The sequence below is a fragment of the Phyllobacterium sp. 22552 genome (genome assembly GCF_052044585.1).
Classification (GTDB): Bacteria; Pseudomonadota; Alphaproteobacteria; order Rhizobiales; family Rhizobiaceae; genus Phyllobacterium; species Phyllobacterium ifriqiyense.
In genome coordinates this window covers 183950-210173 of record NZ_JBQENG010000002.1, presented here as the reverse complement: position 1 = coordinate 210173, position 26224 = coordinate 183950, and the positions used below count along the sequence as shown (strand labels likewise).

Sequence of the window (26224 nt, the reverse complement as noted above, 5' to 3'; positions counted from 1 at the left end):
TGCAGCATCATTATCGCCTCAATGGGCGCATATCGCGTAATCATCACAATCGCGCTATACTTCGCGGAAAGTTGATGTTTGTTAACGATGTTCCTGATATTTTTGGAAACCATATCTGCTCGCGCGCATTGCTGTGAGCAGCTTGACTGCGAAGCTTCCAACAGGTTGGACAAGAACATGAAAAAATTTGGATCGTCAGCGCTGGACCGCCGCGCATTTTTGACCGGTGTCGCAACAGCAGGCATGGCGGCCGTTGCTTCGTCTGCCTTTGCGCAACAATCCGATATTGGTGACATTCTCTCCGCTCCAAAACGCGGCAACTGGGATGATCAGTTTGATGCGCGCTCGACAAGCCGTGGCAAGGTCGCAAGCTTCCAGCCTATCGCCAGTCCTGAAACAGTGTCCTTCATCGAGAATGCCATCAACACCTATAGCCAGATTGTCGGCAATGGTGGTTGGCCGACCGTCCCCGGCAATGTGAAAATGCAGCTCGGCGTGGTCGATCCCGCCGTTTCGGTCATGCGCAAGCGCCTGATCATCGCGGGTGATCTTTCGCAGAGCGCCGGCGTTTCCAATTCTTTTGATACGTATGTCGATGCGGCGGTCAAGCGCTTCCAGTCGCGCCATGGTCTGCCCGCCGACGGCGTCATGGGCCAATATTCATTGGCAGCAATGAACGTTACGGCTGACGTTCGTCTCGGCCAGTTGCAGACAAATCTGGAGCGCGTCCGCAAGCTTGCTTCTGAGGATCAAGGCGCCCGTTATGTCATGGTCAATATTCCTGCCGCGCAGATTGAAGCAGTTGAAGCGGGCAGGGTTGCCCAGCGTCACACGGCCATTGTCGGCAAGATTGATCGCCAGACACCCATCCTCGACTCCAGGATTCACGAGGTCATCCTTAATCCATATTGGACAGCGCCGAAGTCGATTATCCAGAAAGATATCATTCCGCTGATGCGTAAGGACCCAACCTATCTGGAGAAGAACAAAATTCGCCTGTTTGACGAACGCACCCGCGAGGAAGTTTCGCCGGAGAGCGTTGACTGGTCAACCGACGATGCTGTCAAGCTGATGTTCCGTCAGGATCCAGGCAAGATTAACGCCATGTCCTCGACCAAAATCAACTTCGCAAATCCCTATGCGGTCTATATGCATGACACGCCCTCGCAGGGCCTGTTTAACAAGCTGATGCGTTTCGACTCGTCAGGTTGTGTCCGCATTCAGAACGTACGCGATCTCAATGTCTGGCTGCTGCGTGACACCCCGGGCTGGGATCGCCAGACAATGGAGGCGACAATTGCCTCCCGCGTCAACACACCGATTGCCGTGACTAACCCTGTTCCCGTGCATTTCGTCTATGTGTCGGCATGGTCCACGGGTGACGGCGTTGTTCACCTGCGTGACGATATTTACGAGATGGATGGTCAGAAGGCCCTGTCGATCGGCACCAACACCTAATTCTGTCTGACTGTGAATTAAAAAAGACCGCTAGTAGCGGTCTTTTTTATGATGGCGGTTTCAAACCATTGGTTTTCGTCCATCGGCCATTGGCCTCTGCCATTTAAGTATGATAATGCGCGGCAACTACCCACGAATATCCAAATGGCAAATGAGGGTTCAGGCACCATGTCGAATGCAGATACATTTTTCAACGCATCGCTCGAAGATATCGATCCGGAAATTTTCAGCTCGATCCGCAAAGAGCTGGGCCGTCAGCGCCATGAAATCGAATTGATTGCATCGGAAAATATCGTGTCGCGCGCTGTTCTTGAAGCGCAGGGTTCGATCATGACCAACAAATATGCCGAAGGCTACCCGGGCAAGCGCTATTATGGCGGCTGCCAGTTCGTTGATATTGCTGAAGAACTTGCTATCGAACGCGCCAAGAAACTGTTTGGATGCAATTTTGCCAATGTGCAGCCTAATTCCGGCAGCCAGATGAACCAGGCCGTGTTTCTGGCCCTGTTGCAGCCCGGCGACACATTTATGGGCCTGGATCTGAATTCCGGCGGTCACTTAACCCACGGTTCTCCGGTCAACATGTCCGGAAAATGGTTCAAGGTCGTTTCCTATGGCGTTCGTCAGGACGATCATTTGCTGGATATGGATGCCATTGAAAAGCAGGCACAGGAAACCAAGCCGAAGCTGATCCTTGCTGGTGGTACTGCCTATTCCCGCATTTGGGATTGGGAGCGGTTCCGCAAGATTGCCGATAGCGTCGGCGCCTATCTGATGGTTGATATGGCTCATATTGCCGGTCTGGTCGCTGCCGGTGTTCACCCTTCGCCGATACCGCATGCCCATGTTGTTACCACCACCACGCATAAATCACTGCGCGGCCCTCGCGGCGGCATGATCCTCACCAATGACGAGGATATTGCGAAGAAGATGAATTCAGCCGTATTCCCCGGTTTGCAGGGTGGCCCCTTGATGCACGTCATCGCTGCAAAGGCAGTTGCCTTCGGCGAGGCGCTCAAGCCTGAATTCAAGGTCTATGCCCAAAACGTTGCTGACAATGCCAAGACCTTGGCCGCGACATTGAAAAAGAACGGCCTCGACATCGTTTCCGGCGGTACAGACAACCATCTTATGCTCGTCGATCTGCGTCCAAAGAATGCAACCGGCAAGCGGGCGGAACAGGCACTTGGCCGCGCAAACATCACCTGCAACAAGAACGGCATTCCCTTCGATCCGGAAAAGCCATTCGTCACGTCCGGTGTCCGTCTTGGAACGCCAGCAGGCACTACGCGCGGATTTGGCGCAGCAGAGTTCACCGAAATCGGTAATCTCATCTCGGAAGTACTTGATGGTTTGAAGGTCGCCAATTCCGATGAGGGCAATGCAGCTGTGGAAAAGGCAGTTCAGCAGAAGGTTATTACCCTGACTGACCGCTTCCCTATGTACTCCTATCTGGGCCAATAAGCCTGTTTTGCCTTGGCGATACGCACTTCATTGACAGTGCGTTTCGCCGAGGCGCTTTAATCTCGCTTCGAAAAACACTATCTTCGCGGTGATCTCAGAATCATCTTCGGAAAGTTCCTCGATGCGTTGTCCATATTGCCAGTCTGAAGATACTCAAGTGAAAGATTCCCGTCCTGCTGAGGATGGGGCTGTCATTCGCAGGCGACGTATTTGCACGGTGTGTGGTGGAAGGTTCACGACCTTCGAACGCGTGCAGTTGCGCGATCTTTCTGTCATCAAGAAAAGCGGCCGCCGCGTTCCATTCGACCGGGATAAGCTTATGCGTTCCGTCGAAGTCGCCTTGCGCAAGCGTGAGGTGGATCAGGAACGGGTTGAGCGGGCTGTCTCGGGCATTGTACGCCAGTTGGAAAGCTCGGGTGAACCGGAAGTAAGCTCCGACGAGATTGGCCGTCTTGTCATGGACGCGCTCAAAGGCATTGATGACATTGCCTATATCCGCTTTGCCTCGGTTTATCGCAATTTCAGCGAAGCCAAGGATTTCCATGACGTCATCGATGAAATTACCGCGAGCGATATCGCAACTGGCCCGATTGAGGACGATTGATCCCCATGGCAGCAACTGCACTTGATCGCCGCTATATGGCTGCGGCTATTCGTTTTTCGCGCCGCCATCATGGACTGACCGGCACCAATCCTTCTGTCGCCACGCTTATCGTCAAGGACAATGTCATTGTCGGGCGCGGTGTCACGGCAATTGGCGGACGTCCCCATGCGGAAACGCAGGCCTTGCTTGAAGCAGGCGAACATTCACGCGGCGCAACAGCTTACGTTACGCTTGAACCTTGCGCTCATCACGGCAAAACGCCGCCCTGTGCCAATGCGCTGGTCACTGCGGGCATAACCCGCGTTGTATCGGCCGCGAATGATCCTGACGATCGGGTGGCCGGCAAAGGCTACGCTATTTTGCGGGGTGCGGGCATTGAGGTAGTAACGGGTGTGCTTGCCGAAGAAGCAGCTGATGAACTGGCCGGATACTTGATTCGATCTTCCAGGAAACGCCCGGAAGCGACTCTAAAACTTGGGCTTTCCACCGATGGATTCATCGGGAGGAAAGGTGAGGGTCAAATAGCGATAAGTGGTCCCATTTCCAGAGCACAGGCGCATATCATGCGTGCCGAGACTGACGCCATCCTGGTTGGCATCGGAACTGTGCTCGCGGATAACCCGCAATTGACCTGCCGCTTGGCTGGGCTGGAACATCGTTCGCCGATCAGGATTGTCCTCGACAGCCATCTGCGGATTCCGATGGACAGCGAGTTGGTTAAAACAGCTGCAACTGTACCGGTGTGGATTGCCGCCAGAGCAGATGCGGACCCTGCCAAACGGCAAGCGCTCATTGCAGCAGGATGCAAAATTCTAGCAACTGAAACCGATTGCGGAACAACAGCTCTCCCGGAATTGATGGATGATCTTGCCGCGCAAGGCATTTCGACATTGATCGTCGAGGGCGGGGCAGTGGTGGCTGCCTCGTTCCTCGAAGAAAAACTGGTTGACCGCATCGTGCTGTTTGAAGGTCCCGTGGAGCTTGGTGAGGGTGGGGTTGCAGCCCCCGACCTGCGCTCCCATATGGCTCATGAATTCAAGCTGTTGTACGAATCCCGCTTCGGCGACGACCGCTACAGCGAGTATGTAAGACCGCTTTAAGGAGCCGCGAATGTTCACGGGAATTGTTACCGATATTGGCAAGGTCGGACAGATCAAGCCACTTAATGAAGGTGTATTACTGCGTATTGAAACCAATTACGATCCGGAGACGATCGAGATCGGCGCATCCATTTCCTGTTCGGGTGTTTGCCTGACCGTAACAACATTGCCGGAAAAAGGCTCCAATGCCCGCTGGTTTGAGGTTGAAGCGTGGGAAGAAGCGCTACGCCTGACCAGCATTGCCGATTGGAAGACTGGCACGCGTATCAATCTGGAGCGCTCGCTGAAACTTGGCGATGAAATGGGCGGTCATCTCGTTTCAGGCCATGTAGACGCCATGGCTGACCTGATCAAACGTGAAGAGGAGGGCGATGCTGTTCGCTTTACCTTGCGTGTCCCGGAACACCTTGCACGCTTCATTGCGCCAAAAGGCTCCGTGGCGCTCGACGGCACGTCGCTGACGGTCAACGCGGTGAATGGCAATGAGTTTGACGTTCTCCTCATCCGTCACTCACTGGAAGTTACCACCTGGGGCGACCGTAAGGTCGGAGACAGAATTAATATCGAGATTGATCAGATGGCTCGATATGCTGCCCGACTTGCAGAATATCCTAAATCAGCCTAAAGCATCGAACCGAAAAGTGGAATCCGGTTTTCGGATCATCCGATGCGACAAACAAAAGCCAGATCGCCACTTTGCGCCCGTAAGGGCGTATAGCGATCTGGGACGACACAATCGGCCTTAGCCGATCAAAATTCCTGGAGCGAGCATGTCCAAAAACAAGGCGCGTGCGCCACATCTACTGATTGTGGAAGCACGTTTCTATGAAGAACTGTCCGATGCATTACTGAACGGCGCCAAGCTTGCGCTGGATGAAGCCAATGCGACCTATGATGTTGTGACTGTTCCAGGCGCGCTTGAAGTGCCCGCCGTCATTTCTTTTGCCCTTGATGGTGCCGAAGATGGCGGCAAGAAATATGATGGCTTCGTGGCACTCGGCACCGTTATCCGCGGCGAGACTTACCATTTTGATATCGTCGCCAATGAATCATGCCGGGCCCTGATGGATCTGGCTGTGGCTGAAAGCATCGCCATTGGCAATGGAATCCTGACTGTTGAAAACGAGGAACAGGCTTGGGTTCGCGCGCGCCGCGAAGACAAGGATAAGGGTGGCTTTGCCGCCCGCGCAGCGCTGACAATGATTGCCCTCAAGGATAAGCTCGGAGCCTGAACCATGGTCAACTCTAACGATGGACAGACCCCGGCGGTAAAGACCGCAAACAAGCGTGGCGTTGCGCGGCTTGCAGCTGTACAGGCGCTTTATCAGATGGATGTAGCTGGAACCGGCGTGCTGGAAGTTGTTGCTGAATATGAGGCGCATCGGCTTGGCAAGGAAGTAGACGGAAAGCAATATCTGGATGCTGACCCGCAATGGTTCAGAGGTATTGTATCCGGCGTTGTGGCCGATCAAACGATACTAGATCCCATGATCAGGCAGGCATTGACCGAAGACTGGCCGCTATCGCGGCTTGATTCCACATTGCGCGCTATTTTGCGTGCCGGAATTTGGGAACTTCGCGGCAAGGCCGATGTGCCAACTGCCGTTATCGTTTCGGAATATGTTGACATCGCCAAGGCATTCTATTCGGAAGATGAGCCGAAGCTGGTCAATGCCGTTCTGGATCGTCTTGCTTTTGAGCTTCGAGGCGAGAGCAAGGGCGTCAAAAGCCCGAAACGCTGACTACTTCATATCGCGGCGATGCTGATGCTTTGCCGGATATCTCCAGTCATATAAAAAGACAGCACCTGCGAGCAACAGGCCAGCCGCAGGCATAATCATAAATGAGATCATTTGTAAGGTTGTCACTGTTTCATCCTCTTCAGGAAGCGGCTTGCTATGTAAGGCAATAGCAGTCAGAAAACTAACGGCGCTCATAAAAGAAATAAATAATGTCGGGCCGGTTTGCCCGTTGAGGCTGGTTATCAGGGGTGCCAATCCTCCTACAGCCAATATCGCCACACCCACACTATTCAGGAATGTAGCAAATAGTTTGATCCGTTCATTGTAGATCACGCTAATGGATACCCTTCCTAGCCATTTCCCCACATAGATTGCCGCGCCATTTCCCTGCCAGCAATCCCTACTTTGGTCTATCGTTTTGATCCGGATACGAAAGACCTTGACGTTTTCGCATTTGCTTCGTTACTCCTTACACATGCGGTCGCGTTTCTGCCGGCCTGGCAGCTGCGTGTGCCGTACTGAACCTGACCCGGGGAGGGGTTTTCCGGTCAAATCTGAGGGAGTGGCATGACAATACTGTTTTTGGTCATTGCCTGCGGTCTGCTGTCCATCGTCTATGCGGTTCTAGCTACCAAATCGGTGCTTGCTGCGGACCAGGGCAATGCGCGCATGCAAGAAATCGCCGGTGCAATTCGAGAAGGCGCACAGGCATATCTCACACGTCAATATACCACGATCGCCATTGTCGGCGTGGTCGTATTCATAGCGGTCTGGTTCCTGCTTACAGGTACAGCCGCTATCGGCTTCCTCATTGGAGCGGTGCTCTCGGGTCTGGCAGGTTTCATAGGCATGCACGTCTCGGTTCGCGCGAATGTGCGAACGGCACAGGCCGCTTCGCGCAGCCTGGCAGCAGGGCTTGAGATCGCGTTCAAATCCGGTGCTATCACCGGCATGCTGGTTGCGGGCCTCGCTCTGCTTGGCGTTGCAGTCTATTACTGGGTGCTGACAGGCCTTCTCGGCTATTCCCCGGCAGACCGCACAGTCATCGATGCACTGGTATCGCTGGGCTTCGGGGCTTCGCTCATCTCTATCTTTGCGCGTCTCGGCGGCGGTATTTTCACCAAGGGTGCGGATGTCGGCGGCGATCTTGTTGGCAAGGTTGAAGCCGGTATTCCGGAAGACGATCCACGCAACCCGGCAACCATCGCCGATAATGTTGGCGATAATGTCGGCGATTGCGCTGGTATGGCCGCTGACCTGTTTGAAACCTATGCGGTAACGATTGTTGCGACAATGGTTCTCGGTGCGATCTTCTTTGCAGCAACGCCAGTATTGAGCAGTGTCATGCTCTACCCGCTGGCGATCTGTGGAGCCTGTATCCTCACTTCAATTGCGGGTACTTTCTTCGTCAAGCTTGGAGCCAATAATTCCATCATGGGCGCCTTGTATAAGGGGCTGATCGTGACAGGTCTTCTGTCGATTGTCGGTCTTGCATTGGCGACGTGGGCAACTATCGGTTGGGGTGAGGTTGGTACGGTAGACGGCCAGAGCATTACAGGGCTCAATCTGTTCTATTGCGGCATTCTTGGTCTGGTCGTCACGGCGCTGATCGTCGTGATTACCGAATATTACACCGGGACCAACAAACGCCCCGTCAATTCAATCGCTCAGGCTTCGGTCACGGGTCACGGAACGAACGTGATCCAGGGTCTTGCCGTATCGCTTGAATCGACTGCTCTGCCGGCATTGGTTATTGTTGGCGGTATCATCTGGACCTACCAGCTGGCCGGTTTGTTTGGGACGGGTATTGCGGTAACTGCCATGCTCGGCATCGCTGGCATGATCGTTGCGCTGGATGCATTTGGTCCTGTCACCGACAATGCCGGTGGTATCGCCGAAATGGCCGGACTTGACCCGGAGGTTCGCAAATCCACTGATGCGCTGGATGCGGTCGGCAATACAACGAAGGCCGTCACCAAGGGCTATGCCATTGGCTCGGCAGGTCTGGGTGCGCTTGTCCTCTTCGCTGCCTACTCCAATGATTTGAAGTTCTTCATTGCTGAGGCCGATAAGGCTGGATCAACTGCTTTCTCTTACTTCAAGGGAATCGGCGCAGTATCGTTCGAGCTGTCCAATCCCTATGTGGTGGCCGGCCTGATCTTCGGTGGTCTTATCCCTTACCTCTTCGGTGGTATTGCGATGACGGCCGTGGGGCGTGCAGCGGGTTCTGTTGTCGAAGAGGTTCGTCGCCAGTTCCGCGAAAAGCCAGGTATCATGGCAGGCACTGAGCGGCCGGATTATGCCCGCGCGGTGGATATCCTCACGCGTGCTGCCATCAAGGAAATGGTGATCCCGTCACTTCTGCCGGTTCTTGCGCCGCTCGTCGTTTATTTCGGCGTGCTGCTCATTTCCGGTTCGAAGGCTTCAGCTTTTGCTGCGCTCGGCGCTTCTCTTCTGGGTGTGATCATCAATGGCATCTTCGTGGCCATCTCGATGACTTCCGGTGGTGGCGCTTGGGATAATGCGAAAAAGTCCTTCGAGGACGGTTTTGTCGATAAGGACGGTGTCCGGCACCTCAAGGGCTCCGATGCCCACAAGGCATCTGTCACGGGTGATACTGTCGGTGATCCTTACAAGGATACTGCCGGTCCAGCCGTCAACCCGGCAATCAAGATCACCAATATCGTGGCTTTGCTTTTGCTTGCGGTGCTCGCACACGGCTAGCTTTGATTTAAACCGCTTCAAATCTTGATAATAAAAAACCCGCGAAACATGCTGCTTCGCGGGTTTCTGTTTGCTTGAAATTCTATTGACCGGTTGGTCCGCCACCGCCAAGGGATGGCGGAGCCTTGCCTACGCCTTGCAGTAGCTGACCGAGGAAGGTCAGGTCTTTACCGCCTGTAGGTGTGGTTCTGCTGATGAAGTCAAAAACCTTGCCATCCTGCAGACCGTAATTGGCGATGCTGGAAACCTTGCTATCCTTGTCAAAGTAGACAGCAAGGATGCGCCGGTCCGTAACCTTGGGCTGCATGAAAGCCACGCTGCGGTGCCGCTTCTGTGAAATATAGTAGAATACTTCATTGTCGAAGGTCGCGGTTGTCGACGGGCTGCCGAGCGAGAGAATGACTTGTTCGCGGCTTGATCCGACAGGAACGAACTCAAGCGTCTTCTCGTCGAGGACATAGCCTTGGCTCAATGTTTCCGAAGGATTGAGGCTTGCGGTATTGCAACCGGCAAGTCCTGTAGCCAAAACGAAAGTTCCCGCGAGAAAATATCCGCGTGAACTATGGGTCTTGAAAATCCGCTGCAGCAACGACATCTCCATTTCAAAGTGGGCGCAAGTCTTTCGCTGCCCGCAGAACTTCGGTAAACCACCTTGAAGTCCGATGCAACACGCGACTCGTGTTGTGTCCCCGGTTCAAGCGAAAGCCCAATTAATGATTCTCAGTTTATTCAGCCGCAAGGCCAAGGCAAATGAGGCGATAACGATTGCCATCTACGAAACAATCGTGGCGGCGGCGCGGCAGCCCTATTTTTATTCGGATATTGGCGTGCCCGATTCACCCTTAGGCCGCTATGAAATGCTGTCTCTGCACATTTTCCTGTTTATCCGGCGCATCAAGGGCAGGAATGACGCGTTGAAATCAATCGGGCAGGAAGTCACCGATGAGTTCTTCCGCGATGTTGATCATTCGTTGAGAGAACTCGGAATTGGCGATTCCGGTGTGCCAAAACGCATGAAGAAACTTGCGCGAATGTTTTATGGCCGTGTCGAGTCTTATGATAGGGCGCTCGAAAACAACGATCAGACCGAGCTGGCAACTGCCCTGGCGCGCAATATACGTCCAGATAGTGCTGATTGGATTGGCGGCGGCGTGGCGCTGGCAAATTACGTGGAACAGGTGGTATTACTGCTGGAAACGCAGCCAGACGACGTTTTGGCGAGTGGAAAAGTAATATTTCCCGATGCCGCGACCACGCTGCCCGGACAGAGAGATTAAGGAGACCTCAATGGCTAGAAAAATGGATGGGGCTTTGAGTTTTCCGGTTCAGGTCAAGCGACTGCCGCAAAAGGGCCTGACAATTAAAATCGAAGCGGACAGCAAAGAGCGCGATGCGTTGCGCGATTTTCACGAACTCGAGGATGTAAAATCCTTCAAGGCAGATTTGCAGATCGTTCCTTGGAAGAAGGACGGTATCCGTATTCGCGGCAGGGTTAAGGCCGATATTGTTCAATCCTGCGTGGTTACCCTTGAGCCTATCGACGCAAAAATCGATGCGGAGATTGATAGCCTTTTCGTTCCGCAGGACTCGCGCCTGGCCCGCTTGCCGCTCGATGAGAATGGTGAGTTGATAATCAGCGCCGATGGTCCGGACATACCGGAGACATTTTCTGGCGATAGTCTGGATGCTGGAGCTATCGCCGAGGAGTTTTTCGAGTTGGCAATCGACCCTTACCCGCGCAAGCCCGAGGCGGAAGCCGCCCCGCCAGTGGAGGTAACGTTTGGCACGGAAGGAACCGAGGAAAAACCCATCAATCCATTTGCTGGCTTGAAAGACTGGAAACAAAAAACTTGATTGGCATATCCGTGACGATTTTGTTCGCCCGCGTGCAAATTCAATGAAGGTGTGAGGGGAAACTTGACGATTATTGTCGCCAGCAAGCCGGTTGCGATTAGAATCCGGTTGTGTCTGCGAGCAAAATGGCTATTTTCGCCGAGTCTTTTCAAAAAACATTAAGAACTGAACAGGACAGGACAATCAAGAGTGATTAGAATTTCTATTGACGCCATGGGCGGCGATTTCGGTCCTGAGATCGTAGTTCCCGGCATGGCGACGGCGCTGGAGCGCCACCCCGATATCCACTTTGTGATTTTCGGGCGCGAAGAAGAAGTTCAGCCGCTCTTGGCAAAGCATCAAGCCTTGTCCAAAGCGTCCACGTTTCATCATTGCGATGTCTCGGTACGGATGGATGAAAAACCCAGTCAGGCCTTACGCAATGGCCGCTGGAAGTCATCCATGTGGCGTTCGATTGAAGCGGTCAAGACGGGCGAGTCGGATGTTTGCGTTTCAGCAGGCAACACCGGTGCTCTGATGGCCATGTCAAAATTTTGCCTGCGTACCATGGCAAGTGTTGAAAGGCCGGCGATTGCAGGCATTTGGCCAACACTTCGCGGCGAAAGCATTGTTCTGGACATTGGTGCAACCATTGGTGCCGATGCCCAGCAGCTTGTTGATTATGCCGTCATGGGATCTGCCATGGCGCGCGCGCTGTTCGAGATCAAGCGCCCGACGATTGGTCTTTTGAATGTTGGCGTTGAGGAGATCAAAGGCCAGGACGATGTGAAGGATGCAGCACGCATCCTGCGTGAGATACCCTTGCCAAGCCTGGAATATTACGGCTTCGTTGAAGGCGATGATATTGGCAAGGGCACCGTTGATGTCGTTGTGACTGAAGGTTTCACCGGTAATATCGCGTTGAAAGCAGCGGAAGGCACGGCAAAACAGTTCGCCCAATATCTTCGCGAAGCCATGAGCCGCACGCTGATGGCAAAGATCGGTTATATTTTCGCCAAGGGCGCGTTTGACCGCCTGCGGGAGAAGCTCGACCCGCGCAAGACCAATGGCGGCGTGTTTCTCGGGTTGAACGGAATTGTTATCAAGAGCCATGGCGGCACGGATGCTCTCGGCTTTGCTGCTGCCATAGACGTAGGTTACGACATGGCCAAGAATGGGTTGCTGGATAAGATTGCTGCCGATCTGAGCCACTTTCACAAGAGCCCGGTCGGTGTTGCCTTCAAAGGTGAGGGTGATGCCGAGGCGGACGTTGAAATAGACCAACAGGAAATTAAATGATCCGCTCCGTTGTCAAAGGGATAGGGTCGGCAAAGCCGGCTCGTCTGGTAAAAAATGCCGATCTTGAAGGCGTTGTCGAAACCACTGATGAATGGATCGTACAGCGTACAGGCATCCGTCAGCGATATATTGCAGGCGAGGGCGAGACAACTGTAACGCTGGGCGAAGCAGCGGCTCGTGCTGCGCTCGACAATGCGGGAATGACGCCCGACGATATTGATCTCATCATTCTGGCAACATCCACGCCGGACAATACGTTTCCAGCCTCCGCTGTCGACATTCAGGCCCGTCTTGGCATGACCCATGGGTTTGCCTTCGATATGCAGGCTGTATGCTCCGGCTTTGTCTATGCTGTTACAACAGCCGATCTCTATATTCGCGGTGGCATGGCCAAGCGTGTTCTGGTGATAGGCGCTGAAACATTTTCGCGCATCCTGGATTGGAATGACCGCACCACCTGCGTGCTCTTTGGGGATGGCGCTGGTGCTCTGATTCTTGAGGCCAATGAAGGACGCGGTTTGACCTCTGACCGTGGCATACTGACAGCCAATCTCCGGTCGGACGGTTCCCACAAGCAAAAGTTGTATGTCGATGGCGGACCGTCCTCGACGCAGACTGTTGGTCACCTTCGCATGGAGGGCCGCGAGGTTTTCAAACATGCCGTGGGCATGGTCACGGATGTTATTGAAGCATCGCTTTCCGATGCAGGAATTACAGCAGCGGATATCGATTGGTTTGTTCCACACCAGGCCAATAAGCGCATTATCGATGCCACCGCAAAGAAGCTGGATTTGCCTTCAGAAAAGGTCGTCATAACCGTTGACCAACACGGAAATACTTCTGCTGCTTCAGTACCCTTAGCGCTTGAGACGGCTGTTTCGGACGGTCGAATCAAAGAGGGTGATGTTGTGCTGCTTGAAGCCATGGGTGGGGGCTTTACGTGGGGTGCAGTTCTGCTACGTTGGTAGTAATCCGGTTGGGTTGGCAGATTAGGTAACGAAGTTCCCCATCCTGCTTGCCCGATCAGTTTTCATCCTATAACTTCCGCTGTCACCGATAGTTTTGCAATAAAACGAGAGCTTTGAGATCGTATGGGGGGTAAAACCATTACGCGCGCTGATCTGGCTGAAGCAGTCTATCGCAAGGTAGGGCTTTCACGCACCGAGTCAGCGTCACTTGTCGAAACCATTCTTGACGAGGTTTGTGATGCAATCGTCCGCGGCGAGACCGTAAAACTGTCGTCTTTTGCGACATTTCAGGTCCGGGACAAGAATGAACGGATCGGGCGCAACCCGAAAACAGGTGAGGAGGTTCCGATCCTGCCGCGTCGCGTCATGACATTCAAGGCGTCCAATGTGTTGAAGCAGCGCATTTTGCGTTCGCATCAAACCCGGAAGAAAAAGTCGGCCTGATCGGTATTATCATGCATGCTTGGACGAGATTGCTGTGGGCCGATCTCGGACTGAGCTTGAAAAATTGCTGATAATCCGCTGAAATACACGTCGAATCAGAATTCTCCTTAACGCACCATGCGCTGTAGCATCGGCCAAAAGTGGAATCCGGTTTTCGGGTAAGCCGATGCGAAAATAAGGATGGATTGGGACCTTGCAAAAGCAAGGCTTGGACTATCTGGCGCAAAGGGTGCAGTAACGCTTTGGCTCAAAGGTGGAATCATGGACAAGAGTCCCGACGCATTTAGAACCATCAGCGAAGTTGCCGAAGATCTGGATTTGCCACAGCACGTCCTGCGCTTTTGGGAAACCAGATTCACGCATATCAAGCCAATGAAGCGGGGCGGTGGACGACGTTATTACCGTCCGCTCGACGTCGATCTGCTCAAGGGCATCCGTCATCTTCTTTATGATCAGGGTTATACGATCAAGGGCGTTCAGCGTCTTCTGCGCGAGAATGGCACGCAATTCATCATAGCTCTCGGCAGCGGTGATATTGCAGCGGCAGAGACGATCAGTCAGCAGAAACAGGCTCATGCACGCCAGGAAGAAGCCTTAGCGGCGGAACAGAGCAGGGCAGATGCTGATGAAGAAGCCGCTGTTATGGGCGCGCCAAAAGCGGCGCCACATGGGCGCCGCCTGTTCGGATTGATCAAGGGCGATGATGAAGGGCCTGTAGCTGCCGATGGCAAGCGCTTGTCGAAAGATAATCGCGCTCTGTTGCAGGAAACATTGTTTGATCTTCTTGAATGCAAGCGCCTGCTCGATCAGGTTCGTTAAAGTTTGCCTGTCATATGAACCCGGCACTAGGGCCGGGTTGCCAGCATTCCGATGATAACGCCGAGACCGGCGATCATTACCAATGTCGAAATTGAATTTTGGGTCGGAATGTCACCGATCCGTTTGGCCTGATGACCGATTGCTCCGGCAGCTTGAATACCTCGCCGCCGGATTGTGTGCGCGGTCGAGGAATAGTCTTCATCGTCATCATCGTCGGTAAGGTCATCGAAAACCCTGGCTCCCTTATCCGCCAGCGTTTTCGTTATTGCAGCAAGATCGCGTTTCAACTGGGCGATCTCGCTTTTCAGGCGAGCCTTGTCTGCCTCACTTTGAATTGCATCGGCTATATCGTCCATGATGCTGATCCTTCAAATTAACGGCGAGAGAAGAGACCGATCAACAATGCTGCCCCTGCTACGATGGCGAGGGTGGCAACCGGGTTTTGCTTTGCGGTATCGGCCGCGTAACGTGCTTGTTTAGCCGCAACGCGGCGAACCTCGTCAAACCGCTCGGAGCCCAAATCCGACAGACTTGAAGAAATCTTGGAGATTTCCTTGCGTAATGCAGCAATCTGCGCCTCTACGTCACCCTGCACATCGTCTGCGTTCTTGGAAAATATCGCCATAGTTGAATGCTCCTGTTTAACACACGAGCTATAACGGTGTGGTTCGGCGAATGTTCCGATTTTAATCACCTGGATCAATGCATAGCTTTAGCAGCCATGTTTGCCATAGCGCTACTGGTCCGTTTGTACCGGTTGATAAGGCTTGTGAGCCTTAGGTTCTGTAGTCAAGTTTGGGATACCAGTCGCTACCCCTTCCTTCGGGTGTCATATCCAGAATGGTCCAAAGCGGCATGGGATCGGGTGCACCTCGCGGATCTTGCCCCGGATCAGCTGTTGCTCCGCCCATTTCGGCACTCCAAAAATGCCGGATGGTGCCGTCCCGCCGGGTAAAAACGTTGATGGCTGTATCGTCCTCGTCATCCGCGCTGACATAGTCCCGGCTGTAGTCTCCTGTCAGATCAGTATAAAGATTGAGGCCCTGCCAGCCGCGCTCTTTCTTGAAAGCGATCAGCCGGTCGATGGGTGATCGCGCGACGACAGCAAGTGCGGCGCGTTGGCCGACATCCTTTGCCTCGCCATCCCAGGATGACAGAAGTGATGTGCACATGGGGCAGGGTCTTTGGCGTTGTGGACCGAACATATAGCTGTAAATGATCAATGTTTGTTTGTCGCCAAACAGGTCGGCAAAGTCCGCAGGTCCGTTTTCTCCCTCAAATTTGTAGGGCCCCGTCACTGTTCCTCCCAGTGGCAAGGCGCGGCGTTGTTGGGCTACGCGTTCAATATGCCTGCGAAGTTCGATCTCCTCCGCAAGCAGGGCATTGCGGGCTTTTCGATATTCTTCGCTTTCATTGGGATAGCGTGCACCATTTTTCAGGGCCAATTCCTGTGCGGGTACGAGCGTTTCATTGCTGTTCATTAGGCATCTCCTCACATGCGTCAAAACTGCTGTCTGCTGGAAAGGTGAGTTCAAACCCGGTTGGGCCGTCATGCGATTCATCAGCCCACAATAGGTTGATATCAACTTATTGGCAAGTTTCGATAGGAACAATGTCAGGCAGCCACCCAGTTACTGCGAAAAAATCCTTGCAAAATAAGCGTTTCGGGTTGTGGCATTGGACGAAAATGGGCCGGTAATTTGATTACAATTACGCGTCACTCTCGCGTCACGCTGGCCCGCGTATTGGCGGATATATCGACTCACCAATGAGAAAATCAGTTCAGTCTTGGCCATCTGCCAAGGATGGAAGCCCTTTACTGAAAAGAAGGGGATTAAATGGGGTCCCAATGGTTAACCTTGAATTTCTTCCTGTCATCCTGGAAAATAATCAGACCGGTCGGAACGAAACTATTTCGTCAATAAGTGAGGCAGCTGCGTTTTTGCTCAATGGTTGGCCGAAAAAGAGATCTTCTTTGCATCTGGAAGCGCGTGTGGCGTGCTATGAAGCGCAATCCGGCATTGTCTCGGTGAGTGCCGCGCGGACGATATTCGTTGAAGCCGCAATTGAAGCCAATATCTATGTCGGCCAAGAACCTCCTGCCATCCTCGACCAGCGCCGGAACTGACGCGAAATTGCCTGGCATCCGGCGCCAAGCTCCTTGGATGGCATGCATTGTGTGGAGTTTGTCTTATTTCTTTGGCTTTAGGTATTGCTATAAAAAGCTCAGTAATCTAGGGATTTCGCCGTGATTGCGTATCTTGCATCTGAGCAAAGCTTGGTTGCACCACGCACTTATAGAAAATGTCGGAGTGTAGCGCAGCCCGGTAGCGCACTTGACTGGGGGTCAAGGGGTCGTCGGTTCGAATCCGGCCACTCCGACCATTTTCTGTAGGAATCACAAAAGCCTAGTATAGTTTCAAAGCGGAATAAGGTTCGGCATTGCTTGCCCTGCCTTTTTTGCCATTTGCACTGTTATTCTGTGACACTCAGCGCTACTTAAATAATATGACTGGTCAAATGGGTCATGGGAGCGAATGAATGCGTATTGTCACCAATCCTCAAATTGCGCGTCGTCTATTGGCATTGCTTGCAGTTATTGCTGGCTTGGCAGTGGCGGGCAGCGCATCTGCTGCACAATGCGGAAGCATGGCGGAGCCGGGGCTTGACTGGAGCGAATGCAACAAGCGCAGCATCATTATCCCTGGAAGTAACCTTGAAGGTGCAAATCTTTCGGGAACCGATTTCACCGGCACGGATTTGAGCACCGCCAATGTGAACAGCGCCAATTTTGAAAAGGCCACGCTGATAAGAGCTTCGCTCGCCGAGGCGTCCGCCACGAAAGCCAACTTCAATCGTATTGAAGCCTATCGCTCAAATTTCACCAAACTGTCTGCCGCCAGTGCCACATTCGCCAGTTCGGAGTTGCAGCGCGCAAATTTCACGCAGGCGGATTTGTCATCGGCCAATTTGGCCAAAGCCGAGCTTGGGCGTGCCATTTTCCAGAAGGCCAATCTTTCAGGTGTCAATTTCAGTCTGGCCAATCTCTCGCGCGCTGATCTGACGGGTGCGACGACCGAAGGAACGCTGAACTTTGACAAGGCATTCATGTTTCGCACGCGAATAGAAGGACTTGATCTTTCATCATCCAAGGGTCTGCAGCAGGCACAGCTTGATCTGGCATGTGGCGACAGCGCGACGAAGCTACCACAAGGTCTGACCGCACCAGCCAATTGGCCTTGTCCGCCCGAGCAACCCGATTAGGCAAGCAGGCGTCAGCGATGTGAGTTTTTGCGCCTGATAAGAATTGCGTTCACAGTGAAACTTGCGATGGCATCCACATCGCGGTTGCCGATGATAAAGGCAGCGCGAACAAACCGAATGAGTGAACTGCGCTCATGTTTGTTCTCTTCGCAAATTCCCAATTTTGCAGCGGCAATATCGAGCGCCTGCTGCATAAGTTCACCATCAGAAGTGGAATAGTTTGGGTTATTCTTTTTTAAAAAATCGACTATGGCCTTCATCCTGTTTCTGGGCTTTGCTTATAGAAATGCCTTATTGAACTAAAAAACCAGCTGAAGTCGATTCATTCAATTGCAGAAAACGACAGCAATTCATTAAAAACGCGCGCATTGTACTATTTTCAGTTGCGGGAAATGGCAGTATTACTGTCATTTTTCTTGGCGTTTATTTGCCACCTCAAGTGCAACGCATCCCCATATAACCCCGACCAGCAGATAAAAATGGCGCCAATGGTCTGTATCGATAACGTTTCCCACCACCACATGTGTGAGGTAGGCAAGATAGGCGCATAGGAGATATGGCTGCCAGGGCCGGTCACGGAAAAGGATGCGTAACCCAAGTCCGAGAGTGAGCATGGTGAGCAGCAAATAACTGGCAAAACCGATCCAACCATAATCCAGCAGTGCTTTAAGCCAGATATTATGTGTGTCTTCGCCATAGATGGGGCCAAACTCCAACGGCCCAATGCCGAGGGGGTGGTCGATAGACATTAATAAACCATACCAGTGGCGGGCGAAGCGACCGAACTGCGCATCATCATAATCCTGAACCAGTTGTGCGCGCGCATTGAAAAGCTCGGCCACGCTGGGGATCTGCAATGCGATGACAATTGCAATCAATGCCAGCGCAACGGCCACGATCGCCATGATCATGATCCGCAGGCGAAACAACGGGCTGGGGTTGTGAATGAACAGCAGCAGCGCCATCCCGGCAATGATGAGCAGCGCCATGCCCCACGCCGCCCGTGAAAATGAGAGAAAGATTGCCAGTGTCAAAATTAGAATTGGTACGAGGCGCAAGGGCAGGGCGCGCAAACTTCCCGCCAGTATGCCGTGCAATAACCAGGCAAAGGGCAACATGAGAAATGGCCCGAAAACATTCGGATCCTGAAAAGCACCCATCGCCCGTCCGTAGCGCGTAAAGAGCTCTGAACCGGGAAAGGCATTGAAATAGCCGAGAATGCCGAGCAGTGAGGTACATATCGCTGCCAGCACATAACCGCCAAAGATGATGTTGAGCACGCGGTAGTCGTTTTTAACTATGGCAGCGAAGAAGACGGACGTCAGCGACAAGAACAGCGATACGGCGAGATACATGGGTGCGGTTTTCAGATCGGACATCTGTCCCATCGAGATAACGCCGCCAATATTGAAGATCACCAATATGGCAAGAAGCGCGCCGCTAACCTGCGAGAGCCTGAGGCCGAACAAGGCCCAAATCGCGATCAGGCCCGCCATGTAAAGTTCGTATGGAGCAGGTTCGTCGATGACGAAACCACTCAGGAATACACCGAAACCTACCGCAAAATTCGAAATGAGCCGGATGAGCGCGCGGTTCTTGGTGGCGCGATCTATCCCGCCTGGTAAGTCGCGATGCGCAACAGTGCTCAATAGGCGTTGTCCGTATTCAGCAGGCGGATAGGGGTAAGCAGCAGAATTTTCAAATCAAACCAAAGCGACCAGTTTTCGATATAATAAAGATCGAACTCCGTGCGCATCTTGATCTTGTCGTCCGAGTCGATCTCTCCGCGCCAGCCGTTAATTTGGGCCCACCCTGTCACGCCTGGTTTAACCCGGTGCCGGGCAAAGTAGCCATCCACCACATCATTGTAGAGAAGATTGTGGGAGTGGGCCGCTATGGCGTGAGGACGAGGCCCGACAAGCGACAGGGTCCCCATCAGCGAGTTGAAAAATTGGGGCAGTTCATCGATGGAAGTCTTGCGGATGAAACGACCCACACGAGTGACACGCGGATCATTTTTGACAACTGCGTTGCGCGCCGTCGGGTCGCACATTTCCGTATACATGGAACGGAATTTCCAGACCTCGATGATCTCATTATTGAAGCCGTGGCGCTGTTGCTTGAAAATGACAGAACCCTTGCTTTCCAGTCTGATCGCAAGCGCTGTAGCCAGCATGATCGGGCTGAAAACGAGAATGCCGAAGAGACTGAAGAAGATGTCAAAAGCGCGTTTGGCGACCGAGTCCCAATCATTGATCGGCTTGTCAAACAGATCGATCATCGCCACTGAGCCGATATAGGAATAAGCGCGTGGGCGGAATTGCAAATGATTGTTGTGGGCCGATAGTCTTATGTCGACCGGCAGCACCCAGAGCTTCTTCAAAAGCGAGAGTACGCGCTCTTCAGCCGTTATAGGCAGGCAAACGATGAGCATATCGATATGCGCTATCCGCGCAAACTCGATGAGCTCTGAAATATTACCAAGCTTCGGGTAACCAGCAACAATAGGCGGTGAACGTTTTGCGTCGCGATCGTCAAAGACCCCGCAAATGCGAATATCATTATAGGGTTGCTGCTCGATGGAACGGATGAGGTCTTCGGCGGGTTTGCCGCCACCGACGAGAACGGCCCGCCGCTCCATCTTGCCATTACGTGCCCAGCGCCGGATCAACCGGGACATGATGAGCCGAAATGCAACAAACAAAACCAGTCCGCAAAGAAACCAGGCGCCAAACCAGACACGCGAATAGTCTTCGGATATCTTGAGGAAGAAGGCTGCCAGCGACATCATCGCGAAAACGCCCGACCATATGATGACAAGCCGCCCGAACTTGCTGAAAGGATCGCGCATCGTGGCAAGCTGGTAACTGTCGCTCAGCTCCAACATGAAAACAGTCGCGGTTGCGGTGACCACGACTGCCAGCAAATAGTGCAGAAACAAGCTCGGCGATGCGCCCACATAGAAAATATAGATCGCGATGCCCGTAACCGCCACGATCATGAACTCGATGATCCGCATGATGCCGCTGATCATAACCGGCGAGTTAGTTGATTGCGCATATTGTGACGCAATCGTGTAGGCGACAGGGCTCAGGCTGCTTTTGCCCGTTGAAGATTCTTCATCAGACAGCAGATTACGAACGGACTCGCGAGTGAGCTTCGGTTTTGCGTTGTTATCTCTCATAATACTACCTTAGGTAGCATATAGGCACTAAGAAAGGTTTGATAATTAGCGACCAAGTGAAACGAAATATTCGGTTTCCAACCGGGCTGCCATACTGCTGGCGCTGAAGTTCTTTTTCAGATCGTCCATATCCGGCAGGACGGTGCGATAGGCTGTAACATCGCCAATGGCAGTTAGTATTTTCTGGGCAAGTTCGGTTGCGTCGGGCCTGACCAGTGCTAGCGATTGATCGCCCAGAATTTCTGGAATTCCACCCACCCGGCTGGCGATCAAAGCCTTTCCAGCTGCCAATGCCTCCAGAACAATATAGGGCAAGGCTTCAGCGCGCGAAGGCACCACCACAATTTTTGCAAGGCGGAAAGCGTCTCTGGCCTTCATGGGAGGCAGGAACCTTATATCGGTCTGCTCCCGTATCAATACGGCCTGTTCCACCAGTGATGCGCGGTCTCTCCCATCACCAACAATAACGGCAGTAAACTTCCGCGCGCTTGCTTTGCTGGCCTTTGCAAGAGCCTCAATGAAAATATCGGGCCCTTTCAGCGCGCGTAATTCTCCGATGAAGAGAAAATCTGCGGCATTGTCGTTCTCGACGACCGGATCAAACTCTTGTGCGGACAGCCCATTATGGATCAAAGCATTGGGGCAGTGGGGCTCTCCAACTTTCCGCACATAGGTTTCTCGCTCGAACTTTGAAACAAATATAATGCGATCCGTCATTCGCTCCATCAGCCGCTCGATCCGGAAAATCAGTTTTCCGGAAAGTTTCGTCGGATCGTAATGGAGACTACCGCCATGCGGCGAATAAAAACGGGCAACGCTTGCACCAGATACCCGTAACAGCGAGCCGAATATTCTTGCATAGGTGCCGCCTTTGGCGCCGTGCCCATGCAGAATCTCAGGCTTCAATTTCTTGATTATCTTGTATGTCCTGAATGCCGCTACGGCATCGCGGAACCCAATCTGCCTTTGCATTGGAATACGCGTTAGTCCCAAAGCCAGCCCGACGCCAAGTTCGGCGAGGAGTTGTTCCTCAAGTTCGCTTCCAATTGTTGCGTCGCAGATTACGCCAACTTGATGCCCCGCGGCATTCTGCGCAGCAACCAGATCGCGGACATGCCGAAAGACGCCACCTACGGGAGCCCTGAAGCAATGAACAATACGGAGTGACCGGCTGGTCTTCATGTGCGCCGATCAGAAAAAGCGTTCGCGCACGTAGATCGTGTCGCCGGGCAATACCTGATCTGAGATAGTCACACGCCCGGTGAGGCTTTCACCATTAAATTGCCGCGTAATATCGACGTCGCCTTGATTGGCGCGAGCGCTAAATCCACCCGCGGCAGCAATGGCTTTCTGGGCGGTCATGCCCGGAACATAAGAATATTGGCCTGCAGCGCCCACTTCGCCCATGATGAAGATGGGCCGATAGCGATCAATCTCGACGGCAACATCGGGCTCGCGCAAATAGCCCTGCTTGAGCTTGGCTGCCACTGCTGCCTCGATCTGCTGGATGGTCTTGCCGCGCGCTGGCACGCTGCCAATCAGCGGAATGGAAATATAGCCTGCCTGATCGACACTATAGGTGTTGGTAATGCCGTCCTGCTCAAAGACCGTCAGGCGGATTCGGTCACCCGCATCGAGCATATATGGCTTGTTGATCGCCTCGTTAAATGCAGGCGGCGCTGGGCGATAACTGGCGCAACCACCAAGCGTCATGCAGGCAATGCCGATTGATACCAGAAATATCTGCTTGCTGAACACGATTCGGACCCTAACTTGGCAACGCGCTTGTCGATTCTCTGGGTGCATTATCAATTCATTAGGGTTAATGGCTGGTAAAGCTCGCGATATGAGAAGGCTGTTCTGGGCGCAAAAGTCTTAACTTGGTGGTTACCATAAGTCTTTACCCTTAAGGCATATGGTATGGGGTGATCGCATGGCTCAGGCCAAATCCACAGGCACTGATGTAGACATCGATATGGGTGCGCTGTTTGCCAGTCTATGGCAAAACAAGCGTCGCATCATCATTGGTACATTGCTTGTCACCGTTCTGACCTTCATCGCTCTCTCTATGGTCTCGCCGAAATATCGTGCTGAAACACGTATCCTTATCGAAGCGCGTGAATCCGTATTCACTCGTCCGGCCAATCAGCAGACTGATGATCGTCCTGTAGTTGATCAGGAGGCGATCAAAAGCCAGGTTGAATTGATCGGTTCATCCGATGTTTTGCGCAACGTCATCACCAAGCTTGATCTGGCAAAAAATGCCGAGCTGACCGCAAGCGCCGAACCCTCAATGTTGTCCAGGCTTCTGGATAGTGTGGGGCTTGGCCGTAATTTGAGCGATGAAACGCGTGCAGACTATATTCTTCAGGCACTGCGCGACCGCCTGCTGGTTTACAGTGTTCAGGCGTCCCGCGTTATTGTCGTCCAATTTTCGTCGAAAGATGCGGATTTGTCTGCCTCGGTCGCCAATGCCATCGCAGATGAATACATGGCTATGCAGCAGGCGGCGAAGTCCGAAATAAATACGGATGCCACGGGCTGGCTACAGCCAGAGATCGCGGACTTGAGCAAGCGGGTCAAGGATGCGGAGGCCAAGGTTGCGGCCTATCGCAGTTCGTCCGATCTCTTGATTGGGCAGAATAATGCGGTGCTGGCGACCCAGCAGCTTTCGGAACTTTCCAGTGAATTGTCACGCGTTCGCGCCAACAGGGCCGCAAGCGAAGCGCGCGCAGCAAGCGTACGGGCAGCATTGCAAAGTGGCGCGCAGGCGGAAACCCTGCCGGATGTCATTGCTTCGCCTTTGATCCAGCGGCTGCGTGAACGCCAGGTCCAGCTTAACAACGATATTGCTGACCTTTCAGCTTCACTGCTTAGCGGACATCCCAGAATAAGGGCATTGCGCTCGCAGCTTGCCGACTTGAACAATCAGATACGCCTCGAAGCGCGCAAGGTGCTGGCAAGCCTTGAAAACGAAGCAGAAACTGCGCGCTTGCGTGAGGCAGAGCTGAATCGTTCCCTGAACCAGCTCAAGGCGCAGTCATCGCGGGCCGGTGAGGAAGAAGTGGAGTTGCGGGCGCTGGAACGCGAAGCGACGGCCCAGCGCCAACTGCTCGAATCCTATCTTACGCGTTACCGCGAGGCATCGTCGCGCACAGATCGGGGCTACATGCCTGCTGATGCTCGCATTTTCTCTCGCGCGGATCGCCCAATCGAACCTTACTTCCCCAAAAAGGTTCCGATGACGCTCGCTGCCTTCGTGGCTTCATTGTTGATCTTGAGCATTGGGACCCTTCTCCACGCGCTGTTCAGTGGCCGGGCCTTGCGTCCTGTATCAGGCGCTTATCAAGTGCCGGCGCGGCCCATCGATCAGCCCGCAACCATGTCCCCACCTGTAGCGGCAGTGGCTGCTGTACCGGCCACAGAAGAGATTCAATCTGCATCAGACAAGTCTGCTCGGCTGCCGATCATGCCGGAGACGCTTCAGCCTATAGAAACCGATCATACCAGTGTCGCCATTGTCGCTGATCGAATCATGGCAAGTGGCGCGGCGAGGGCGATCATCGTCTCGCCAGAGGGCGATGAAGCGTCCGCCTTGACGATCCTGCTGGTGCGCGAACTGGCGGACAGGGGCGTACGCGTGATTCTCGTTGATATGACCGGTTCGCCGGAGATCGGGCGTTCCATGCTGGATAATGGTAGCTTACCCGGCATCACCGATCTGCTCGTCTCTGAAAAACACTTCAGCGATGTTATTCATCTCGATCACTACTCACAGGCCGAAATTATTCCGCTCGGCAATCATGATCCGGTAAAGGCTATGCAATCGGTCGGGCGTCTGCCAATGATTCTGACCGCCTTGCAGTCTGCCTATGATCTGGTGGTCGTCGATAGCGGCCCGTCTACTGTTTCCGAGCTGAAGCATTTGCTAGCTGAGGGCACAGAGCTTATTCTCGGCGTGGTCAACCCGGATGATCCGGACGTGACTGCCACTGCAAAAGCCGTTTATGACGCGCGCTTTCTTGAGCCCAATCTGCTGACGCCCTTCCATCCTGGCGAGTTGTGGCTGGAAGCTGGCAGGCTCGTGCGCCGGGTTTAACTTCGGCGCGCCCCGCGCAACATGGAGCGCAGTTTTTTCACCTTTGCCCAGACAAATTCATTCTGCTTCATCATGCGCACCAGCTTGCGGCGAACCTGAAGCCATGCCTGGAAAATCCTACCTTTGGCCGTCAGGCTGATATCGGTATCATAGGTTGGCAGCTCAATATCGCACCAGCTGCGCTTATAGGGTTCATCCCCTATGCCAAAACTATAAATATGCAAATCGGTCTGGCAGCTTGCGGCAATATCTTCAAAGAACAGAAACTCGCCCGGGCTCGTGCTGACCAGCTCGTCTTCAGCAATTCCAACGAAATCGATGAAGGTCTGATCTGCAGCATAAGATTTTCCAAGGACTGCACGATATTGCCCGGCAACCTTCAAGGCTTTCAACTGAAAACGCGGCGAGGATGCGGCGGCTTCCTCCGCAAAAAGCTGCTTGAAGAAGTCCTTCACGCCCGCTGGTTCATAAGTGTTTTTAATCCCCGCCTGCGCCAAACGCGTTGCTTTATGCTCGAAATAATTATCGAGCATCGCATTGGTCTCTTCCGGCATTGTTGCGGTTATGGTGCTGAAGCCGCCTGCATCCTCGAACCGACGCATATCGTGCCTGTGCTTTTTCTTTTTGCGCTTCGCATTGCCCTTGGCGAGAACCGTCTCGAAATTTCCATCCAACGTGATGGCAAGGCTTATATTTGCGTTAACCCTGCTTGGAATTTTTATCAGGGGATTTGCAAAGCCGCCGAGTTCGCCCATCTGACGGGTCAGCGATACAAGGTCGATATCGGGACGCGCATGGTGCAGGGCATCGAAGAGCAAACGAAGCGCGTCCGCCGTAATGTTTTGACCCGGCAAAATGGCGGGAAAATTGCAATTCGCATGAGGACCGCCAGCATATATCGCGATACGTAGCGGCCCGGTTTGCCGGATTTCCAGCGGCAGGATAAGAACAGGTTGCTCCTCGCAATAAAGCGCCGCGACAAGGCAATCGCGATTGACCAGAGATTGCCAAAGCGCAAGCCAACGCGGCGTTTGCGAGGCTCCCGAGATGAAATCGGCACCAAGTTCAAACCAGGCAGCCTCAACATCACGGCCATCGATCAGTATTTTTGCTTCAAGCTGCCGATGGTTCATTCTTGCGTTCCACGAAAAGACGATTTACGACGAAGGTATTCGATATATCATCAGCATTCACTATGCTCTATTGGAGCAATAACTATCCT

At 53.3% G+C, this 26224-nt stretch carries 28 protein-coding genes and 1 tRNA gene; 18 read left to right on the top strand and 11 right to left on the bottom strand.

Features of this window, described 5'->3' with window-relative positions:
• Positions 1-165 precede the first annotated feature (165 nt).
• From ACTJI9_RS05140 to nusB, 7 genes are all read left to right on the top strand, one after another.
• Positions 166-1458 (top strand): L,D-transpeptidase family protein, encoded by a 1293-nt coding sequence (locus ACTJI9_RS05140; protein WP_370878863.1) that lies wholly within the window; start codon positions 166-168, stop codon positions 1456-1458.
• A 144-nt stretch (positions 1459-1602) separates the two neighbouring features.
• Positions 1603-2922 carry a serine hydroxymethyltransferase gene (gene glyA, locus ACTJI9_RS05135; RefSeq protein WP_307284166.1) on the top strand — a complete coding sequence of 440 codons (1320 nt, stop codon included), beginning with the start codon at positions 1603-1605 and terminating at the stop codon, positions 2920-2922.
• A gap of 121 nt (positions 2923-3043) precedes the next feature.
• Positions 3044-3526, top strand: a complete 483-nt coding sequence (gene nrdR, locus ACTJI9_RS05130; protein ID WP_115051727.1) for a transcriptional regulator NrdR — start codon at positions 3044-3046, stop codon at positions 3524-3526.
• A gap of 5 nt (positions 3527-3531) precedes the next feature.
• On the top strand, positions 3532-4626 hold the full coding sequence (gene ribD / locus ACTJI9_RS05125; RefSeq protein ID WP_440806450.1) for a bifunctional diaminohydroxyphosphoribosylaminopyrimidine deaminase/5-amino-6-(5-phosphoribosylamino)uracil reductase RibD: 1095 nt from the start codon (positions 3532-3534) through the stop codon (positions 4624-4626).
• 10 nt (positions 4627-4636) lie between these two features.
• On the top strand, positions 4637-5251 hold the full coding sequence (locus ACTJI9_RS05120) for a riboflavin synthase (RefSeq protein ID WP_115051725.1): 615 nt from the start codon (positions 4637-4639) through the stop codon (positions 5249-5251).
• A 145-nt stretch (positions 5252-5396) separates the two neighbouring features.
• Positions 5397-5858 (top strand): 6,7-dimethyl-8-ribityllumazine synthase, encoded by a 462-nt coding sequence (gene ribH, locus ACTJI9_RS05115; protein ID WP_115051724.1) that lies wholly within the window; start codon positions 5397-5399, stop codon positions 5856-5858.
• Positions 5859-5861: 3 nt separating this feature from the next.
• The gene (gene nusB, locus ACTJI9_RS05110) at positions 5862-6368 is read left to right on the top strand and encodes a transcription antitermination factor NusB (RefSeq protein ID WP_307284173.1); all 507 of its coding nucleotides are present in this window, start codon (positions 5862-5864) and stop codon (positions 6366-6368) included.
• Here nusB and ACTJI9_RS05105 read toward each other — a convergent pair whose 3' ends face one another.
• Positions 6369-6701, bottom strand: a complete 333-nt coding sequence (locus ACTJI9_RS05105) for a hypothetical protein (RefSeq protein WP_115051722.1) — start codon at positions 6699-6701, stop codon at positions 6369-6371.
• 234 nt (positions 6702-6935) lie between these two features.
• Here ACTJI9_RS05105 and ACTJI9_RS05100 point away from each other — a divergent pair, with 234 nt between their 5' ends.
• A complete protein-coding gene (locus tag ACTJI9_RS05100; RefSeq protein ID WP_115051721.1) occupies positions 6936-9092 on the top strand; it encodes a sodium-translocating pyrophosphatase in 2157 nt (718 codons plus the stop codon).
• A gap of 82 nt (positions 9093-9174) precedes the next feature.
• Here the strand turns inward: ACTJI9_RS05100 and ACTJI9_RS05095 are convergent, their stop codons facing one another.
• On the bottom strand, positions 9175-9681 hold the full coding sequence (locus tag ACTJI9_RS05095) for an outer membrane protein assembly factor BamE (protein WP_370878817.1): 507 nt from the start codon (positions 9679-9681) through the stop codon (positions 9175-9177).
• Positions 9682-9805: 124 nt separating this feature from the next.
• On the opposite strand from ACTJI9_RS05095, the gene ACTJI9_RS05090 reads away from it, so the two are divergent.
• From ACTJI9_RS05090 to ACTJI9_RS05065, 6 genes are all read left to right on the top strand, one after another.
• The gene (locus tag ACTJI9_RS05090; RefSeq protein WP_336441891.1) at positions 9806-10369 is read left to right on the top strand and encodes a ubiquinol-cytochrome C chaperone family protein; all 564 of its coding nucleotides are present in this window, start codon (positions 9806-9808) and stop codon (positions 10367-10369) included.
• 10 nt (positions 10370-10379) lie between these two features.
• On the top strand, positions 10380-10946 hold the full coding sequence (locus tag ACTJI9_RS05085) for a YceD family protein (protein WP_337353836.1): 567 nt from the start codon (positions 10380-10382) through the stop codon (positions 10944-10946).
• A gap of 189 nt (positions 10947-11135) precedes the next feature.
• Positions 11136-12224 (top strand): phosphate acyltransferase PlsX, encoded by a 1089-nt coding sequence (plsX, locus tag ACTJI9_RS05080; protein ID WP_115051717.1) that lies wholly within the window; start codon positions 11136-11138, stop codon positions 12222-12224.
• Positions 12221-13192, top strand: coding sequence for a beta-ketoacyl-ACP synthase III (locus ACTJI9_RS05075; protein WP_115051716.1), 972 nt, complete (start codon positions 12221-12223; stop codon positions 13190-13192). Before plsX ends, ACTJI9_RS05075 begins: the two co-directional genes overlap by 4 nt.
• A gap of 123 nt (positions 13193-13315) precedes the next feature.
• Positions 13316-13636 carry an integration host factor subunit alpha gene (locus tag ACTJI9_RS05070; protein ID WP_008128366.1) on the top strand — a complete coding sequence of 107 codons (321 nt, stop codon included), beginning with the start codon at positions 13316-13318 and terminating at the stop codon, positions 13634-13636.
• A gap of 261 nt (positions 13637-13897) precedes the next feature.
• Positions 13898-14455 carry a MerR family transcriptional regulator gene (locus ACTJI9_RS05065; RefSeq protein ID WP_115052180.1) on the top strand — a complete coding sequence of 186 codons (558 nt, stop codon included), beginning with the start codon at positions 13898-13900 and terminating at the stop codon, positions 14453-14455.
• A gap of 26 nt (positions 14456-14481) precedes the next feature.
• Here ACTJI9_RS05065 and ACTJI9_RS05060 read toward each other — a convergent pair whose 3' ends face one another.
• The 3 genes from ACTJI9_RS05060 to ACTJI9_RS05050 all read right to left on the bottom strand — a co-directional run bounded on the left by ACTJI9_RS05060 (position 14482) and on the right by ACTJI9_RS05050 (position 15936).
• Positions 14482-14811, bottom strand: coding sequence for a hypothetical protein (locus ACTJI9_RS05060; RefSeq protein ID WP_440806443.1), 330 nt, complete (start codon positions 14809-14811; stop codon positions 14482-14484).
• A 17-nt stretch (positions 14812-14828) separates the two neighbouring features.
• Positions 14829-15080, bottom strand: coding sequence for a hypothetical protein (locus ACTJI9_RS05055; RefSeq protein WP_336441887.1), 252 nt, complete (start codon positions 15078-15080; stop codon positions 14829-14831).
• Between the two features lie 151 nt (positions 15081-15231).
• A complete protein-coding gene (locus ACTJI9_RS05050) occupies positions 15232-15936 on the bottom strand; it encodes a DUF899 family protein (RefSeq protein ID WP_307284208.1) in 705 nt (234 codons plus the stop codon).
• A gap of 368 nt (positions 15937-16304) precedes the next feature.
• Between ACTJI9_RS05050 and ACTJI9_RS05045 the strand changes: the two genes are divergently transcribed.
• From ACTJI9_RS05045 to ACTJI9_RS05035, 3 genes are all read left to right on the top strand, one after another.
• Positions 16305-16583, top strand: a complete 279-nt coding sequence (locus ACTJI9_RS05045) for a DUF982 domain-containing protein (RefSeq protein WP_115051712.1) — start codon at positions 16305-16307, stop codon at positions 16581-16583.
• 180 nt (positions 16584-16763) lie between these two features.
• Positions 16764-16840: transfer RNA gene (locus tag ACTJI9_RS05040), tRNA-Pro, on the top strand.
• Positions 16841-16996: 156 nt separating this feature from the next.
• Positions 16997-17719 (top strand): pentapeptide repeat-containing protein, encoded by a 723-nt coding sequence (locus ACTJI9_RS05035; RefSeq protein WP_307284213.1) that lies wholly within the window; start codon positions 16997-16999, stop codon positions 17717-17719.
• Positions 17720-17730: 11 nt separating this feature from the next.
• Here ACTJI9_RS05035 and ACTJI9_RS05030 read toward each other — a convergent pair whose 3' ends face one another.
• The 5 genes from ACTJI9_RS05030 to ACTJI9_RS05010 form a co-directional block, all read right to left on the bottom strand.
• A complete protein-coding gene (locus ACTJI9_RS05030) occupies positions 17731-17913 on the bottom strand; it encodes a hypothetical protein (RefSeq protein ID WP_307284217.1) in 183 nt (60 codons plus the stop codon).
• Positions 17914-18126: 213 nt separating this feature from the next.
• Complete coding sequence (locus tag ACTJI9_RS05025; protein WP_440806440.1) at positions 18127-19368, bottom strand: O-antigen ligase family protein; 1242 nt, start codon at positions 19366-19368, stop codon at positions 18127-18129.
• Entirely contained in the window at positions 19365-20903 is a 1539-nt protein-coding gene (locus ACTJI9_RS05020) for an undecaprenyl-phosphate glucose phosphotransferase (RefSeq protein ID WP_336441882.1), read from the bottom strand. Before ACTJI9_RS05020 ends, ACTJI9_RS05025 begins: the two co-directional genes overlap by 4 nt.
• Before the next feature lie 45 nt (positions 20904-20948).
• Entirely contained in the window at positions 20949-22085 is a 1137-nt protein-coding gene (locus ACTJI9_RS05015) for a glycosyltransferase (RefSeq protein ID WP_440806435.1), read from the bottom strand.
• A gap of 9 nt (positions 22086-22094) precedes the next feature.
• Positions 22095-22616 carry a polysaccharide biosynthesis/export family protein gene (locus tag ACTJI9_RS05010; RefSeq protein ID WP_336441926.1) on the bottom strand — a complete coding sequence of 174 codons (522 nt, stop codon included), beginning with the start codon at positions 22614-22616 and terminating at the stop codon, positions 22095-22097.
• A 220-nt stretch (positions 22617-22836) separates the two neighbouring features.
• On the opposite strand from ACTJI9_RS05010, the gene ACTJI9_RS05005 reads away from it, so the two are divergent.
• Positions 22837-25002: a GumC family protein gene (locus ACTJI9_RS05005; RefSeq protein WP_440806432.1), complete on the top strand. Its 2166-nt coding sequence runs from the start codon at positions 22837-22839 to the stop codon at positions 25000-25002.
• Here ACTJI9_RS05005 and ACTJI9_RS05000 read toward each other — a convergent pair.
• Positions 24999-26135: a GNAT family N-acetyltransferase gene (locus tag ACTJI9_RS05000; protein ID WP_440806429.1), complete on the bottom strand. Its 1137-nt coding sequence runs from the start codon at positions 26133-26135 to the stop codon at positions 24999-25001. The genes ACTJI9_RS05005 and ACTJI9_RS05000 overlap by 4 nt on opposite strands.
• Positions 26136-26224: the final 89 nt, after the last annotated feature.

Excerpts from the sequence above, each read along its gene's own strand:
- ACTJI9_RS05100 (WP_115051721.1), top strand. The coding sequence starts at position 6,936 with ATGACAATACTGTTTTTGGTCATTGCCTGCGGTCTGCTGTCCATCGTC.
- ACTJI9_RS05030 (WP_307284217.1), bottom strand. The coding sequence starts at position 17,913 with ATGCAGCAGGCGCTCGATATTGCCGCTGCAAAATTGGGAATTTGCGAA.
- ACTJI9_RS05035 (WP_307284213.1), top strand. The coding sequence starts at position 16,997 with ATGCGTATTGTCACCAATCCTCAAATTGCGCGTCGTCTATTGGCATTG.
- ACTJI9_RS05005 (WP_440806432.1), top strand. The coding sequence starts at position 22,837 with ATGGCTCAGGCCAAATCCACAGGCACTGATGTAGACATCGATATGGGT.
- ACTJI9_RS05055 (WP_336441887.1), bottom strand. The coding sequence starts at position 15,080 with ATGGCGATATTTTCCAAGAACGCAGACGATGTGCAGGGTGACGTAGAG.
- nusB (WP_307284173.1), top strand. The coding sequence starts at position 5,862 with ATGGTCAACTCTAACGATGGACAGACCCCGGCGGTAAAGACCGCAAAC.
- ACTJI9_RS05000 (WP_440806429.1), bottom strand. The coding sequence starts at position 26,135 with ATGAACCATCGGCAGCTTGAAGCAAAAATACTGATCGATGGCCGTGAT.
- ACTJI9_RS05050 (WP_307284208.1), bottom strand. The coding sequence starts at position 15,936 with ATGAACAGCAATGAAACGCTCGTACCCGCACAGGAATTGGCCCTGAAA.
- ACTJI9_RS05010 (WP_336441926.1), bottom strand. The coding sequence starts at position 22,616 with ATGACGCTTGGTGGTTGCGCCAGTTATCGCCCAGCGCCGCCTGCATTT.
- ACTJI9_RS05075 (WP_115051716.1), top strand. The coding sequence starts at position 12,221 with ATGATCCGCTCCGTTGTCAAAGGGATAGGGTCGGCAAAGCCGGCTCGT.
- ribD (WP_440806450.1), top strand. The coding sequence starts at position 3,532 with ATGGCAGCAACTGCACTTGATCGCCGCTATATGGCTGCGGCTATTCGT.
- ACTJI9_RS05090 (WP_336441891.1), top strand. The coding sequence starts at position 9,806 with ATGATTCTCAGTTTATTCAGCCGCAAGGCCAAGGCAAATGAGGCGATA.
- ACTJI9_RS05065 (WP_115052180.1), top strand. The coding sequence starts at position 13,898 with ATGGACAAGAGTCCCGACGCATTTAGAACCATCAGCGAAGTTGCCGAA.
- nrdR (WP_115051727.1), top strand. The coding sequence starts at position 3,044 with ATGCGTTGTCCATATTGCCAGTCTGAAGATACTCAAGTGAAAGATTCC.
- ACTJI9_RS05060 (WP_440806443.1), bottom strand. The coding sequence starts at position 14,811 with ATGGACGATATAGCCGATGCAATTCAAAGTGAGGCAGACAAGGCTCGC.
- ACTJI9_RS05020 (WP_336441882.1), bottom strand. The coding sequence starts at position 20,903 with ATGAGAGATAACAACGCAAAACCGAAGCTCACTCGCGAGTCCGTTCGT.
- ACTJI9_RS05085 (WP_337353836.1), top strand. The coding sequence starts at position 10,380 with ATGGCTAGAAAAATGGATGGGGCTTTGAGTTTTCCGGTTCAGGTCAAG.
- ACTJI9_RS05015 (WP_440806435.1), bottom strand. The coding sequence starts at position 22,085 with ATGAAGACCAGCCGGTCACTCCGTATTGTTCATTGCTTCAGGGCTCCC.
- ACTJI9_RS05045 (WP_115051712.1), top strand. The coding sequence starts at position 16,305 with ATGGTTAACCTTGAATTTCTTCCTGTCATCCTGGAAAATAATCAGACC.
- ACTJI9_RS05120 (WP_115051725.1), top strand. The coding sequence starts at position 4,637 with ATGTTCACGGGAATTGTTACCGATATTGGCAAGGTCGGACAGATCAAG.
- glyA (WP_307284166.1), top strand. The coding sequence starts at position 1,603 with ATGGCAAATGAGGGTTCAGGCACCATGTCGAATGCAGATACATTTTTC.
- ACTJI9_RS05070 (WP_008128366.1), top strand. The coding sequence starts at position 13,316 with ATGGGGGGTAAAACCATTACGCGCGCTGATCTGGCTGAAGCAGTCTAT.
- ribH (WP_115051724.1), top strand. The coding sequence starts at position 5,397 with ATGTCCAAAAACAAGGCGCGTGCGCCACATCTACTGATTGTGGAAGCA.